This window comes from Sorangium sp. So ce375, assembly GCF_051473855.1.
Lineage (GTDB): Bacteria > Myxococcota_A > Polyangia > Polyangiales > Polyangiaceae > Sorangium.
In genome coordinates, this window is record NZ_CP150335.1 from 4,830,303 (window position 1) to 4,843,522 (window position 13,220).

The following is a 13,220-nucleotide window of genomic DNA, read 5'->3' on the forward strand; positions in this document are numbered from 1 at the left end:
TGCCTTCCTGCCCCCGGAGCGCCATGCTACGCGCGCAATATGCGACGGGCTCCGGAGCGACGAGGTGCCGGCGGCGCAGGGGGCGGCGGGAGCGCAGGGGGCGGGGCGCGCGGCGCCTCCGCGGCGCTCGGGCTCGCGCTCCTGGCGCTCACGGCGTGCAGCGAGGGCGAAGGTGGGTATGCCGGGACGACCGCGCGCGTCGGCAAGGACACGACGACGATCTACATCAACAACGGCAGCGAGCCCGAGTACCTGGATCCAGGAAAATCCAACGACTCGGCGAGCTCCACGCTCATACAGCAGCTGTTCGAGGGGCTGACGACGTACGGCGCCGGCGACCTCCGCCCGGTCCAGGGGGTCGCGACCCGCTGGGAGCAGAGCGACGACAACCGGCTCTTCCGGTTCCACCTGCGGCCGGAGGCGCGCTGGTCCGACGGCAAGCCGGTGACGGCGCACGACTTCGAGTACGCATGGAAGCGGGTGCTGCGCCCGGCCACGGCCTCGCTCGCCGCGACAAACCTCTACGTCCTGAAGAACGGCGAGCTGTTCGGCCTCGGCAAGCTCAAGGCGCTGCGCGAGGCCGCTCCGCTCCGCGCCGCGCCCCGGCCCGACGCGCCGTCCGCGCGCGATCTGCCGAAGGGGGCGTTCGTCGTGGTGCTGGCGCGCTCGCCGATCCAGGTGGACACCGCGATCGCGCCCCTCCCGGCGCTGCCGGAGGGCGCGGCCGCCGTGACGTTCGCCAAGGGCGACGCGAAGGGCGGCGCAGGCGATCGGCTCTCGTTCGGCGCGGGCGGGGGCGGCGCGGGCGGGGGCGGCGCGGCAGGGGACGGCGCGGCCGCCGGCGGCGCGGCGCCGCTCGGCTCGGCGCCCGGCGGCGGCTGGCAGGGCGCCGTCGTCGACATCATCAGCGTGGGCCCGCCGTGCAAGTGCAACGGCGCCGCCGACCGGTGGTTCGAGATCGCGCGGGGCGGCGCGCGCGGCTTCCTCCCGGGCTGCGCGCTCGTCCCCCCTGCCGCGGGCAACGCCGGCGGCCCGGGCAAGGATGGCGCGGGCGCCGCGCCCCGGTCGGAGGCGTACGCCGTCGTCACGCCGCACACGAGCCTCCCCACGTACGAACCCGCGGCGCCGCCCTCCGGCAGCGCTGCGCTGGGCGAGCCCCCCGTGGGCTTCGTGCCCGACGCGCTCCTCGCGGAGGACGACAGCGCCGTCGGCGTCCGGGCCACGGACGACCACACGCTCGACGTGCAGCTGGAGCAGCCCACGCCCTACTTCACCGATCTCACGAGCTACGTGACGCTCTTCCCCGTGCGCAAGGACGTGATCGAGGCGTTCGAGAAGCGCGGCGAGCCCGAGCTCTGGTTCCGCCCCGAGAACATCGTGGTCAACGGCCCCTATACGCTCGATGAGTGGAAGTTCCGCTACGAGATCACGATGAAGCGGAACCCGATGTACTGGAACCACGACAAGCTGAAGATCCATCGCGTCGTGTGGCTGGAGATCGAGCTCTACAACGCCGCGATGAACATCTACAAGGCGGGGGATCTCGACTACCTGGGCGACAACACCTCGCTCCCCGCCGAGCACATGGACTGGCTGTCGAGCAAGCGGGATTTCCAGCGGTATCCGTACCTCTCCGTCTACTGGTTCGAGTTCAACACGAAGAAGCCGCCGGTCGACGACGCCCGCGTCCGCTGGGCGCTCAACCTCGCGGTCGACAAGCGGCAGATCGTCGAGAAGGTCACGCGGGCGGGGCAGACGCCGGCCACGCACTACGTCCCGGACTACACCGGATCGGGCTATGACGCCGTGGTCGCCGAGGAGGGCAAGAGCGGGGTCGATCCGTTCGCGTCGCCGGATGTCTCGTTCAACCCGGAGCGCGCCCGCGCGATGCTCACCGAGGCAGGGTACGAGGTCGTGCCGGAGGGCGACGGGTACCGGGCGAAGAACTTCCCGGCGCTCGAGCTGCTCTACAACACGAGCGAGGGCCACAAGCAGATCGCGGTCGCGGTCCAGGACATGTGGAAGCGTCACCTCGGCGTGTCCGCCACCCTGCGGAACGAGGAGTGGAAGGTCATGCTCAAGAACGTGCGCGACGGTCACTACCAGGTCGTGCGGTTCGGCTGGATCGGCGAGTACAACCATCCGGCGACGTGGCTCGGCACGCTGCTCTCGTACAGCCCGCAGAACCGGACGGGCTGGGCCGACCAGGAGTTCGACGATCTGATGCGCGCCGCCGCGGCGACGGCCGATCCGAAGGAGAGCATCCGCGCGTTCCGCAAGGCGGAGAAGCGGGCCCTCGACGGCATGCCCAAATTGCCGCTCTATTTCTACACGAAATCGACGCTCGTGAAGCCCTGGGTCAAGGGGTTCAAGGGCAACTCGCGCGGCGTGCAGCTCGTGAAGTGGCTCTGGATCGACCCGAGCTGGCGCGGCAACCCGTCGAACGAGACCGCGTTTCCGGAGCTCGAGTTCCCGGCGCCGGGGCGGCTCGGCGCGCCCTGACGTGCGCCCAGACGTAACCGCTGCGCAGGCCGGCCGCGCCCTGATGTCCCCGTTGACGCCCTGGCCTTCGTCATGGCCTCATCGACGTGAGCGCGGCACGGACGCTCTCGGGAGAACGACATGAGCAAGACGATCCTGGTCACCGGAGGCGCGGGTTACATCGGCTCGCACACCTGCGTGGAGCTCCTCCACGCGGGCTACCGGGTGGTGATCCTCGACAACCTCTGCAACAGCCGCAAGGCGGCGGTGGAGCGGGTGGAGCGGATCTCCGGGAAGCCGGTGACCTTCATCAAGGGCGATATCCGCGACGCGGCGCTCCTGGATCGGCTGCTCGCCGAGCACCCGATCGACGCGACCATCCACTTCGCCGGGCTGAAGGCCGTCGGCGAGTCGGTCGAGAAGCCGCTCTCGTACTACGAGAACAACGTCGCGGGGACGGTGTGCCTGCTCAAGGCGCTCGACGCGCGGGGCGCGCGGAAGCTCGTGTTCAGCTCGTCCGCCACCGTGTACGGCGACCCCGAGCGCGTGCCGCTCGACGAGGGGAGCCGGCTCGGGCCGACAAACCCCTACGGGCAGTCCAAGCTCATGGTGGAGCACATCCTGCGCGACGTGGCGGCCGCCGGGGGCTGGTCGCTCGCGTCGCTGCGCTACTTCAATCCGGTGGGCGCCCACGCGAGCGGGCTCATCGGGGAGGATCCGAACGGGATCCCGAACAACCTGACGCCGTTCATCACGCAGGTCCTCGTGGGGCGGCGCGAAAAGCTGCGGGTGTTCGGCGGCGACTGGCCGACGCCGGACGGCACCGGCGTGCGCGACTACATTCACGTTGTCGACCTCGCGCTCGGGCACCTCGCCGCGCTGAACCGCATCTTCACCGTCGGCGACAGCTTCACCGTCAACCTCGGCACCGGGCGGGGATACTCCGTGCTGGAGATGGTGGCCGCGTTCGAGAAGGTCAGCGGGAGGCGCGTCCCCCACGAGATCGTGGCGCGCCGCCCCGGGGACGTCGCCTCGGTGTACGCGAATCCGGCGCGCGCGGTGGAGCTCCTCGGCTGGCGCGCGGAGCGAGATATCGAGACCATGTGCCGCGACAGCTGGCGATGGCAAGAGCAGAATCCGAAGGGGTTCGCCGACTAGCACCGGGGATCGGAAATCCCGCCCGGGATCTGCATCGCGAGCGGCGAGAGAGCTCAACGCAAAGGCGCCAAGAGCGCAAAGACGCAAAATGCACGATAACTGTTCTTTCTTTTGCGCCTTTGCGCCTTTGCGCCTTTGCGTCGAGCTCTCTCGCCGGATCCCTGGCCGGCCTCGTGGAGGGTGGAGCTAGTGCTTGCTCCCTCCCGCCGCTCCGGCGCGCTCCTGCTCGCGGCGCTCTCCTGCCCGCTCGCGGCCTGCGCGGGCGAGGACGGCGGCTACGTCGGGACGACGGCGCGCGTCGGCAAGGACGAGGCGACGTTCTACGTCAACAACGCCACCGAGCCGGAGTACCTCGATCCCGGCAAGGCCGTCGACACCGTGAGCGTCACGCTGCTCCACCAGATGTTCGAGGGGCTGACGAGCTACGCGCCCGGCGATCTCCACGCCGTGCAGGGGGTCGCGATGCGCTGGGAGCGGAGCGACGACAACCGGCTCTTCCGGTTCCACCTGCGGCCGGAGGCGCGCTGGTCGGACGGCAAGCCGGTGACGGCGCACGACTTCGAGTACGCGTGGAAGCGCGTGCTGCGCCCGTCGACGGCCTCGCTCGCCGCGACGAACCTGCACGTCCTCAAGAACGGCGAGCTCTTCAACCAGGGCAAGCTCAAGGCGCTGCGCGAGGACGCGACGCTGCGCCGCGCGCCTCGGCCCGACGCGCCGCCCGCGCTGTCGTTGCCGCGGGGGGCGTTCGTGGTCGTGCTCGGCCAGTCGCCCGCCCGGGTGACGTCGGCGGTGACACCCCTTCCGGCGCCGCCTCCCGGCGTGGCCTCGGTGACGTACGCCGAGCCCGACGAGGCGAGCGGCGGCGGCGAGCGGCTCTCGTTCGACGCGGCCGGCGCGACGCCGCCGCCCGCGCCGCGCGACGCGGCCCCCGGCGGCGGGTGGCGCGGCGCCGAGGTCGCCCTCCTCGGCGCCGGCCCGCCGGTCGTTTGCAACGGCGCGGCCGACCGCTGGTTCGAGCTCGAGGGGCCCGAGGGCCGGGGCTTCCTCCCGGGCTGCCTGCTCGCTCCCGTGGAGGCCGCCGCGTACGCGCTCGTCGAGCCCTACACGAGGCTCCCCACGTACGACCCCGCCGCGGCCACGGGCGCTCGCGCCGCGCCGCCTGCCGGCTCCGCCGGGGTGACCGGGTTCGTCGCCGCGCCTCTGCTCGTGGAGGACGACACCGCCGTGGGCGTGCGGGCCCGCGACGACCGGACCCTCGACGTCGAGCTCGAGCAGCCTACGCCCTACTTCACCGATCTCACGAGCTACGTGACGCTCTTCCCCGTGCGCAAGGACGTCGTGGAGCCGTTCGAGGCGCGCGGCGAGCCGGAGCTCTGGTTTCGCGCCGAGAACATCGTCGTCAACGGGCCTTATCGGCTCGACGAGTGGAAGTTCCGGTACGAGATCACGATGGATCGGAACCCGGCGTACTGGGCCCATGACGCGCTCAGGATCCACCGGATCGTCTGGATGGAGGTCGCCCAGTACAACGCCACCCTGCAGCTCTACAGGGCAGGGGACCTCGACTACCTGGGAGACAACTCCGAGCTCCCCTACGAGCACCTCGGCTGGCTGTCCGGGAAGAAGGATCTCCGGCGGAGCGAGTTCCTCTCCACGGTGTATTACGAGCTCAACACGAGGAAGCCGCCGGTCGACGATCCGCGCGTCCGATGGGCGCTGAACCTCGCGATCGACAAACGGGAGCTCGTCGAGAAGATCACGCGGCTCGGGAAGCCGGCGACCCACTACGTGCCCGACATCACCGGATCCGGCTACGCCGAGCAGGCGGCGGAGGACAGGGCGCGCGGCGCGGATCCGTTCTCGAGCCCCGAGGTCGGCCACGACCCGGCGCGCGCGCGCGCGCTGCTCGCCGAGGCCGGGTACGAGGTCGTCCGCGAGGGAGACGAGCTGCGGGCGAGGGGGTTTCCGCCGCTGGAGATCCTCTACAACACGGGGGAGGGGCACGCGCAGGTCGCCGTGGCGATCCAGGACATGTGGAAGCGCCACCTCGGGGTCTCCGCGACGCTGCGGAACGAGGAGTGGCGCGTGATGCTCAAGGACCTCCGCGACGGCAACTTCCAGGTGATCCGGCTGGGGTGGCTGGCCGACTACAACCATCCGCAGACGTGGCTCGGGACGTTCCTGTCGCAGAACCCCCAGAACCGGAGCGGCTGGGCAGACGCGGAGTTCGACAAGGCGATCGGCGAGGCCGCGGCCACGGCCGATCTCAAGGAGAGCATCCGTCGCTTCCGGGCGGCCGAGCGGAGGGCGCTCGACGGGATGTGCAGGATACCGCTCTACTTCGAGGAGAAGCCGACGCTCGTGAAGCCGTGGGTGAGGGGGTTCATCCCCAACGCGCGGAGCACGCAGCTCGTCAAATGGCTCTGGATCGACCCGGAATGGCGGAAGGGGCCTGCTGGAGAGCCGCCGCCCGTGCTGGAGCTGCCGCCGCCGGGGCGCATCGAAGGGGGCAGTGAGCACCCATGAAGCGGCGAGCCGGGCGCTCGGCGCGCCACGATCTCCGCCGCCGCGTCGAGCCCCCCACGCCCCTCGGAGGAGGGCTCAGCGCCCGCGCTTCCGCGGCGGCGCGGCGGCCGGCGGCGCTGCCGGGGGAGCCGCCCGCAGCGCCGCGCGCACTTCCATCAGGATCTGGCCCAGCCGATTCAGGCCGGAGCCGTCGCCGCCACACCCCCAGTAGAAGTCGATCGGCGACGCCTCGACGATCTCGTCGTCTCCCGTGTCGAGCAGCATCTGCCGCAGATCGGCGTGTGTGTCGAACTTGCGACGCACGCCACGCCGCATGATGTCGTCCTTGACCGCCTCCCAGTCGGCTCGGAGCGGGTGGCTCCGGTCGCGCCCCATGCGCGCCGCGTCGCGCGGCCTCGGCACGCGCCGGATCGCGTCCGCGTGCGCCGGATCGGTCCCGGTGAACTTGGCGGCCTGGAAGAAGTGCTCCACGGTCTGCCAGAAGGCGCCGTCGAGCGCGATGCCGTGCGGCGAGAAGTTCGACATCCAGCCCCACGCGTCCCGCGGCAGATAGAAGTAGATCGCCACCTCGCCACCTTGACGCCGGCATCGCGGCGGGCGTGGACCGTAACACGACGCCCCCACCCCGACGAGGGCGCCGCCCCGGCGCCTGGACACGACGAGAAGAACCGCCATAGGATTGGTGATCATGACGGGCGACGAGATCATCCAAGCCGTCCTCTCCGAGCACGGCGTCTTTCTTCACTACACGGACGATCAAGGGCTGCGCGGGATCCTGCAGGAAGGCGTGATCCGTCCGGACTACAAGGGCGTTGTGTACCTGACGCAGGAGCCCATGACGCAGGCGGAGGCGCACACGAACCTCTTCATCGGCGCCACCACCCACAGCGGCCGCGCCACGCACCTCCTCGTGCTGCGGCTCGACATCGGCCTGCCGATCAGGCCCCTCAACAATTACGAGTTCCGCGTGGATCAGAACATCAAGCTCCACCAGCACGAGGTGCTGTATGCGGGGCTCAACCCGTTTGACGGGTAGCAGCGGCGGCGGCCGGCGCGGGGCGCGCCGCTAGGCCGATTCGTGGTCGCGACGCGCGCGCCCGGGTAGAGTCGCGCCATGCTCCTCACCGACGCCTCGATCGGCGCGGCGCACGTGCTCCTCTGGGGCGCCCGCGCCGCGATCGAGATCCGCTGTCCAGGCCCCGGCGTGCTGCGCGTGCGCCACGCCCCCTCGTCCGCCGCGACGAGCTTCACGCACCCCGAGCTGCCCCCCAAACACTCCTTCGCCGTGGTGGCGGAAGGGGCGCTGCCGCTCTCCGCGCGCCGCGAGGGGGACGCCGTCCACGTGAGCGCGGACGGCGCCTCGCTCGAGATCTCGCTCGCCTCGGGCACATGGTCGTTCAGCGATGGAGAGGGCCGCGCCCTCGCGCGCAGCGAGGCCGTCTCGGGGCAGGTCCGGCCGGCGTTCCCCGTGGACGAGCTCCGCTCCCGGCTCTCGCTGGCGGCGCCGCCGGGCGAGGCCTACCTCGGCTTCGGCGAGAAGGTCGGCCCGCTCGACAAACGCGGCCTGCGATTCACGTTCTGGAACACCGACGCTTTCCCGCCGCACGTGGAGTCCGACCCGCTCTACGCCTCGATTCCCTTCTTCACCGCCCTCCGCGGCGGGGTGGCATGGGGCCTGTTCCTCGACGAGGCGTGGCGCTCGGAGGTCGATATCGCCCTCGGCGACCCGACCCGCATCGAATGGGAGTCGCGGGGCCCCGAGCTCGACGTCTACCTCATGGCCGGCCCGCGCCCGGCCGACGTCCTCCGGCGCTACGCCGCGCTCACCGGGCGCCCGGCCATGCCGCCCCTCTGGAGCCTCGGAGCGCACCAGTCGCGCTGGGGCTACGAGACCGAGGACGACGTCCGCGGCGTCGTCCGCGGCTACCGATCGCGCGGCCTCCCCCTCGACGTTGTCCACCTCGATATCGATTACATGGATGCTTATCGGGTCTGGACCTGGGACCGCTCGCGCTTCCCCGACCCGGCGCGGCTCGCGCGCGAGCTCGCGGCGGAGGGGGTCAGGCTGGTGACGATCGTCGACCCCGGGATCAAGGCCGATGAGGGATATGCCGTGTACGAGGAGGCGCGCGCGAAGGACTACCTCGTCCGGCTGCCTCGCGGCGGCACCCTGGTGGGAGAGGTCTGGCCCGACCCGGCGGTCTTTCCGGATCTGACGCGCGAGGACGTGCAGCGCTGGTGGGGTGACCTTCAGGAGCCCTTCGTCGACGCGGGCATCGCCGGCATCTGGAACGACATGAACGAGCCGGCGTGCTTCTCCGTCCGCCCCGACAGGGGCCTGCCGGCGCCGAGCGGCGGGCGCACCGCCGGCCTCGGCGCCGTCGAGGGCAGCACGCTTCCGGACGACGCGCGCCACGGCGCCCGGCGCCACCTCGAGGTCCACAACGTCTATGGACTCGGCATGTCGCGGGCCGCACACGAGGGCCTCGCCCGCCACGCGCCGGAGCGGCGCCCCTTCGTGCTCACGCGCGCGGCCTTCGCCGGCATCCAGCGCTACGCCGCGGTGTGGACCGGCGACTTCGCCAGCAATTTCACGCACCTGGAGGCGTCCATCCCGATGCTGATCGGCCTCGGCCTCTCGGGCGTGCCGTTCGTGGGCGCGGACATCCCGGGCTTCACGGGGCGCGCGAACGGCGAGCTGCTCGTGCGCTGGATGCAGGCGGGGCTGTTCTATCCGCTGATGCGCAACCACGCGGCGCGGGGCAGGCCGGCGCAGGAGCCCTGGCGCTTCGGCGAGCCGTACCTCGGCCTCGCGCGCGCGGCGCTCGAGCGGCGCTACCGGCTCCTGCCGACCCTGTACACGCTCATGCGCGAGGCGGCGGAGACCGGGCTGCCGATCCTGCGGCCGCTGTCGTTCGTGGCGCCGGACGATCGCGAGGCGCTCCACGCGTTCGATCAGCTCCTGTTCGGCGACGATCTGCTCGTGGCGCCCGTGGTGCGGCCGGGACAGTCGAAGCGGCTCGTGTACCTGCCCGACGGCGCTTGGATGGACTTCGCGAACCTCGAGCGCGCGGGGGACGTGGAGCAGGGCGGACGCCACGTGATCGCCGATGCGCCGCTCGGCGTCGTCCCCGTGTGGCTGCGCGCCGGAGGCGCGGTGGCGCTCACCGCGCCGCGGATGCACACGACGAGCGCGAGCTGGGAGGAGATCACGTGGCACGTCCACGCGGCAGAGCGGGTGAGCGGCCGACTCTACGAGGACGAGGGGGACGGCCACGGCGCGTCGCGCGTCACCCGGGTCGCGGGCGGCTTCGACGGCGCCACGCTCGCGCTCGAGCGCAGCGCGACGGGCGATCTGCCGCTCGCGCGCGAGATAGAGACGATCCGCGTCCACGGCGTGCCGGCGCCGCGCGCCGTGGTCGGGGCCAGGTCGCACCGCGCGATCGACGGGGGCGTCGAGATCGAGGTCGCGGCCGACTGGCAGCGGATCGCGCTGCACGTGTCCTGACCGCGGCAGGCCCGCGCGCCGGCCGGTCAGCCGTGCTTCATCACCCAGTCGATCGCCAGGCGCACCCGCGTGGAGAGCAGCCGTCGCGACGGGTACACCGCGAAGAGCTCGCGGGGCTCGACCGTGCGCCCCGTCACGGTGAGCTCGACGAGCGCCTCGCCCTGCTGCGCGATCACCTCGCGGGGAGCGCAGACCACGCCGAGCCCCTGCGCCGCGGCCGCGATCGCCACGCGCGGGTCGTTCACACAGAGCTGCGGTCGCGGCCGGACCTCCTCGATGGAGCCGTCCCGCCGGCGAAGGCGCCAGGCGGCGCCCGGGTGGCTCAGGACGGCGGGCACGGACCCGAGCGACGCGCGCGCGAGCCGCCTGCGGCCCTTGAAGGCGCTCTGCACGAGGCGCGGCGACGCGGCCAGCGCGTACGGGAGCGACCACAGGCGCCGCGCCACGAGCTCGGCGTCCTGGACAGGCCCGGCGCGGAAGGCGAGGTCGACGCCCTGCTCGACAAGGGGGACGACCGCGTTCGTGAGCGTGAGCTCCAGCGACAGGCGCGGGTGCCGGGCGGCGAAGGAGAACAGCGCCGGCGCGATCCGCTGCGCGCCCGTCATCACGGGCGCCGTCACCCGGAGCCTGCCCGCGGGCTCGTCCTCCCGATCCGCGGCCCGGTCGAGCACCGATCCGAGCTCGTCGAGCAGCGGCCCTGCGCGCTCGATCAGCCGCGCGCCCTCGCCGGTGAGGCCGACGCGGCGGGAGGTGCGCTGGAGCAGCCGCACCCCCAGCGCCTCCTCCAGCTGCGCCACGCGGCGGCTCACGGTGCTCGTGGGCACGCCCGTGCGCCGCGCAGCCTCCACGAAGCTCAGGTGGTGGGCCACGGTCGCGAAGAGCCGCACGTCCTCGAGGGAGATCATCCCGTTCATGGGATGGACCATGCCACATCGTCCCATGGTTCGCCGCGGGCGCGCGCGCTACGCCTCTCTCATGAACCTTGCAGAGCAGCATGTCGTCGTCATCGGCGGCTCGTCGGGCATCGGCCTCGGCGTGGCCAGGGCCTGTCTGGAGCGCGGCGCGTCTCTGACCCTTGTGGGCCGCTCGCGCGACCGGCTCGCGGGCGCCGCGGCCGAGCTCGGGGAGCCGCGCCGGGTGCGCACCTTCGCGGCCGACGCGACGCAGGAGGCCGAGGTGCGGAGTCTGTTCGACGAGCGCTCCCCGGCGCGCCACGTGGTCGTGACGGCGGTGGAGGGCCACTATCAGCCGATCCGCGCGCTGGACATCGCGGCGGCGCGCCGCCTCATCGACTCGAAGCTCGTGGCGGCGCTCCACGTCGCCAAGCACGCGCGGATCGAGCCGGGCGGCTCGCTCATCTTCACGGCGGGGATCGCGGCGGAGCGGCCGGGGCCGGGGGGCTCGGTGGTGGCCGCGGTGAACGGGGCGCTCATGGCGCTCGTGCGCGCCCTGGCCCTCGAGCTCGCGCCGGTCCGCGTGAACGCGCTGTCGCCGGGCTGGGTCGACACGCCGGTCTGGGACTCCATCGCGGGCGGCGCCAAGCAGGAGCGCTTCGAGCAGCACGCGCGCCGCCTTCCGGTCGGGCGCGTCGGCGCGCCGGCGGACATCGCCCATGCCGCGCTCTTCCTCATGGGGAACGGGTTCACCACCGGCGAGGTGCTGCGCGTCGACGGGGGACACCGCCTCGTCTGAGCCACCCGGAGAGGCGGCTGGACTCGACAGGTGCGGACATGGGAGGACGGGAGCGCGGGAAGCGCGGCGGGAAGCGCGGGAGGCGCGAAGAACCGCGGCCGTCTCGTGCCCATTGCACACGGCATGTTCCCGGGGTTTGCCGCGGCGCTTCATCAGCGATCGCCGTGAAACGCGGTTGACAGCGACCGCGAAATATGGTTGTGCTACTTCTCCCTAGGAGTGCACAATGTACCCTCGCTCTTTCTTCCTTTTGACGTTCGCAGTCGCGGCCCTGGCGTGTTCTTCGGGGCCCGACGACGGCAATGGCGCGAACCCCGGGTCCGGCGGCAGCAGCGGGACGCCCGCGAGCAGCGGCGGCGAGACGTCGACGAGCGACGTTAGCAGCTCATCCGCCGGCGACTTCGGGAGCATCTCGGGGGGCGACATCACCGTCGGCGCCGGCGGCGCCGGCGGCGGCACCGATTGCAAGAGCGTCCTCGATGTCACCTACCGCGACTTCAAGGAGACGCACCCCGACTTCGAGATGCCCACCTTCAGGGGCGATGAACCCCGCCGCAAGCTCATCGAGCCGACGCTCGGCGACGATCGGAAGCCGGTGTTCCTCGACTCGATAGGCTGCTTCGCGGACAGGGAGACCCAGCTGGGCTGCAGGGACGGGGTCGGCACCCAGAAAACCATCACGAGCGAGGAGTCCTTCAACCAGTGGTACCGGGACGTGCCGGGCGTGAACATGACGTTCAACAAGGAGCTCGCGCTCGAGGAGTCGCCGCCCGGATCGGGGCAGTACGTGTTCGAGAGCGCGGCGTTCTTCCCGCTGGCGCCGGACGAGGGGTTCGGGGTCAGCCCGCAAGGCAGGGACCGTAACTTCCTCTTCACGACCGAGATCCACCTGATGTTCGGCTACGTCGCCGGTCAGAAGTTCACTTTCATTGGCGACGACGACATCTGGATCTTCATCAACGGCAAGCTCGCTGTCGATCTCGGGAGCATGCACGGGCCGGAGACGGGGGTCATCGACTTCGATGCCCAGGCCAAGGACCTCGGTATCTCCCCGGGCAACAACTACGCGATGGATATCTTCCACGCGGAGCGCCACACCGACGGGTCGAACTTCCGCGTCACGACCAACATCTCCTGCTTCGTGCCCGTCGAGATCCCTCTGTGAGGCCCCCGGGCTCGCGCCGCGTCTTGTCGCAGGCGTGAGCCCGGACTCCGATCGCGGACACCCCCACACGCGAGCGTGTGGGGGTCGAGGATCGCGGGCGACGCCGCCCGGATTCAGACGTCGAGCGCGATGTTGTTGGGGTTGGCGGCGTCGATCTTGATCGGCACGACCTGCCCCGGCTGCACGCGCGGGATCGCCATCTGATGGATGACCGCGAGGATGGCCGCGCGGTAGGGCGGCGCGTTCGGGCGATACACCTCGAGGTCGACCCGGCACTGCGGCTGGTAGTTGATCATCGTGCCGGTGGGCTGGACGACGAGCACGCGGGCCTGCGCGGGCAGGCCCGTCATGCGGAGGTTGGCCGCGGCCGTCTGGGCCTGGATCATCTCGTTCGCGCCCGCGAGCATCTTGTTCGCGTTCTTCATCATGGGCAGAAAGACGGTGACGAACACCACGGCCATGACGCCCAGCACGACGAGGGTGATCACGATTCCTAAGAGGGGACCAGCGATCGACATGGGAGCCTCCACACGACTGCGTTGACGGGCCGGCGGAGCGCAGGCGCGGACCCCGCGCTGCGCGCCCTACCGGCGAGGGAGCGACCGATGCCACGGGGCTCCTCCGCGATCATCAGGGGAGCACGAAAGGGAGCCAGCGACAATCGCTGGCAGGGACAGGGGGCTCCGCCGA

Annotated in this window: 10 protein-coding genes; 7 read left to right on the forward strand and 3 right to left on the reverse strand. The window is 71.5% G+C overall.

Annotation, left to right across the window (positions count from 1 at the left end):
- The first annotated feature begins 39 nt into the window (after nucleotides 1-39).
- The 3 genes from WME90_RS17940 to WME90_RS17950 all read left to right on the forward strand — a co-directional run bounded on the left by WME90_RS17940 (nucleotide 40) and on the right by WME90_RS17950 (nucleotide 6,165).
- Nucleotides 40-2,502, forward strand: a complete 2,463-nt coding sequence (locus WME90_RS17940) for an ABC transporter substrate-binding protein (protein WP_437282366.1) — start codon at nucleotides 40-42, stop codon at nucleotides 2,500-2,502.
- 120 nt (nucleotides 2,503-2,622) lie between these two features.
- Nucleotides 2,623-3,639 (forward strand): UDP-glucose 4-epimerase GalE, encoded by a 1,017-nt coding sequence (galE, locus tag WME90_RS17945; RefSeq protein WP_437282367.1) that lies wholly within the window; start codon nucleotides 2,623-2,625, stop codon nucleotides 3,637-3,639.
- Nucleotides 3,640-3,828: 189 nt separating this feature from the next.
- Nucleotides 3,829-6,165, forward strand: a complete 2,337-nt coding sequence (locus WME90_RS17950) for a peptide ABC transporter substrate-binding protein (RefSeq protein ID WP_437282368.1) — start codon at nucleotides 3,829-3,831, stop codon at nucleotides 6,163-6,165.
- Nucleotides 6,166-6,240: 75 nt separating this feature from the next.
- On the opposite strand, the gene WME90_RS17955 is transcribed toward WME90_RS17950, so the two are convergent.
- A complete protein-coding gene (locus WME90_RS17955; protein ID WP_437282369.1) occupies nucleotides 6,241-6,732 on the reverse strand; it encodes an NADAR family protein in 492 nt (163 codons plus the stop codon).
- A 121-nt stretch (nucleotides 6,733-6,853) separates the two neighbouring features.
- Between WME90_RS17955 and WME90_RS17960 the strand changes: the two genes are divergently transcribed.
- Nucleotides 6,854-7,201 carry a hypothetical protein gene (locus WME90_RS17960; RefSeq protein ID WP_437282370.1) on the forward strand — a complete coding sequence of 116 codons (348 nt, stop codon included), beginning with the start codon at nucleotides 6,854-6,856 and terminating at the stop codon, nucleotides 7,199-7,201.
- 78 nt (nucleotides 7,202-7,279) lie between these two features.
- Nucleotides 7,280-9,673, forward strand: a complete 2,394-nt coding sequence (locus WME90_RS17965) for a glycoside hydrolase family 31 protein (protein ID WP_437282371.1) — start codon at nucleotides 7,280-7,282, stop codon at nucleotides 9,671-9,673.
- Nucleotides 9,674-9,699: 26 nt separating this feature from the next.
- On the opposite strand, the gene WME90_RS17970 is transcribed toward WME90_RS17965, so the two are convergent.
- Entirely contained in the window at nucleotides 9,700-10,599 is a 900-nt protein-coding gene (locus WME90_RS17970; RefSeq protein ID WP_437282372.1) for a LysR family transcriptional regulator, read from the reverse strand.
- A gap of 49 nt (nucleotides 10,600-10,648) precedes the next feature.
- Between WME90_RS17970 and WME90_RS17975 the strand changes: the two genes are divergently transcribed.
- On the forward strand, nucleotides 10,649-11,365 hold the full coding sequence (locus WME90_RS17975; RefSeq protein WP_437282373.1) for an SDR family oxidoreductase: 717 nt from the start codon (nucleotides 10,649-10,651) through the stop codon (nucleotides 11,363-11,365).
- A 226-nt stretch (nucleotides 11,366-11,591) separates the two neighbouring features.
- Entirely contained in the window at nucleotides 11,592-12,530 is a 939-nt protein-coding gene (locus WME90_RS17980; RefSeq protein WP_437282374.1) for a fibro-slime domain-containing protein, read from the forward strand.
- A 113-nt stretch (nucleotides 12,531-12,643) separates the two neighbouring features.
- Here the strand turns inward: WME90_RS17980 and WME90_RS17985 are convergent, their stop codons facing one another.
- Nucleotides 12,644-13,048, reverse strand: a complete 405-nt coding sequence (locus WME90_RS17985; RefSeq protein ID WP_437282375.1) for a hypothetical protein — start codon at nucleotides 13,046-13,048, stop codon at nucleotides 12,644-12,646.
- Between the last annotated feature and the right edge of the window lie 172 nt (nucleotides 13,049-13,220).

What these genes read in the sequence shown, in the direction of transcription:
- WME90_RS17970 (WP_437282372.1), bottom strand. Translation starts at nt 10,599, where the DNA reads ATGGTCCATCCCATGAACGGGATGATCTCCCTCGAGGACGTGCGGCTC.
- WME90_RS17985 (WP_437282375.1), bottom strand. Translation starts at nt 13,048, where the DNA reads ATGTCGATCGCTGGTCCCCTCTTAGGAATCGTGATCACCCTCGTCGTG.
- WME90_RS17980 (WP_437282374.1), top strand. Translation starts at nt 11,592, where the DNA reads ATGTACCCTCGCTCTTTCTTCCTTTTGACGTTCGCAGTCGCGGCCCTG.
- WME90_RS17960 (WP_437282370.1), top strand. Translation starts at nt 6,854, where the DNA reads ATGACGGGCGACGAGATCATCCAAGCCGTCCTCTCCGAGCACGGCGTC.
- galE (WP_437282367.1), top strand. Translation starts at nt 2,623, where the DNA reads ATGAGCAAGACGATCCTGGTCACCGGAGGCGCGGGTTACATCGGCTCG.
- WME90_RS17965 (WP_437282371.1), top strand. Translation starts at nt 7,280, where the DNA reads ATGCTCCTCACCGACGCCTCGATCGGCGCGGCGCACGTGCTCCTCTGG.
- WME90_RS17975 (WP_437282373.1), top strand. Translation starts at nt 10,649, where the DNA reads ATGAACCTTGCAGAGCAGCATGTCGTCGTCATCGGCGGCTCGTCGGGC.
- WME90_RS17940 (WP_437282366.1), top strand. Translation starts at nt 40, where the DNA reads ATGCGACGGGCTCCGGAGCGACGAGGTGCCGGCGGCGCAGGGGGCGGC.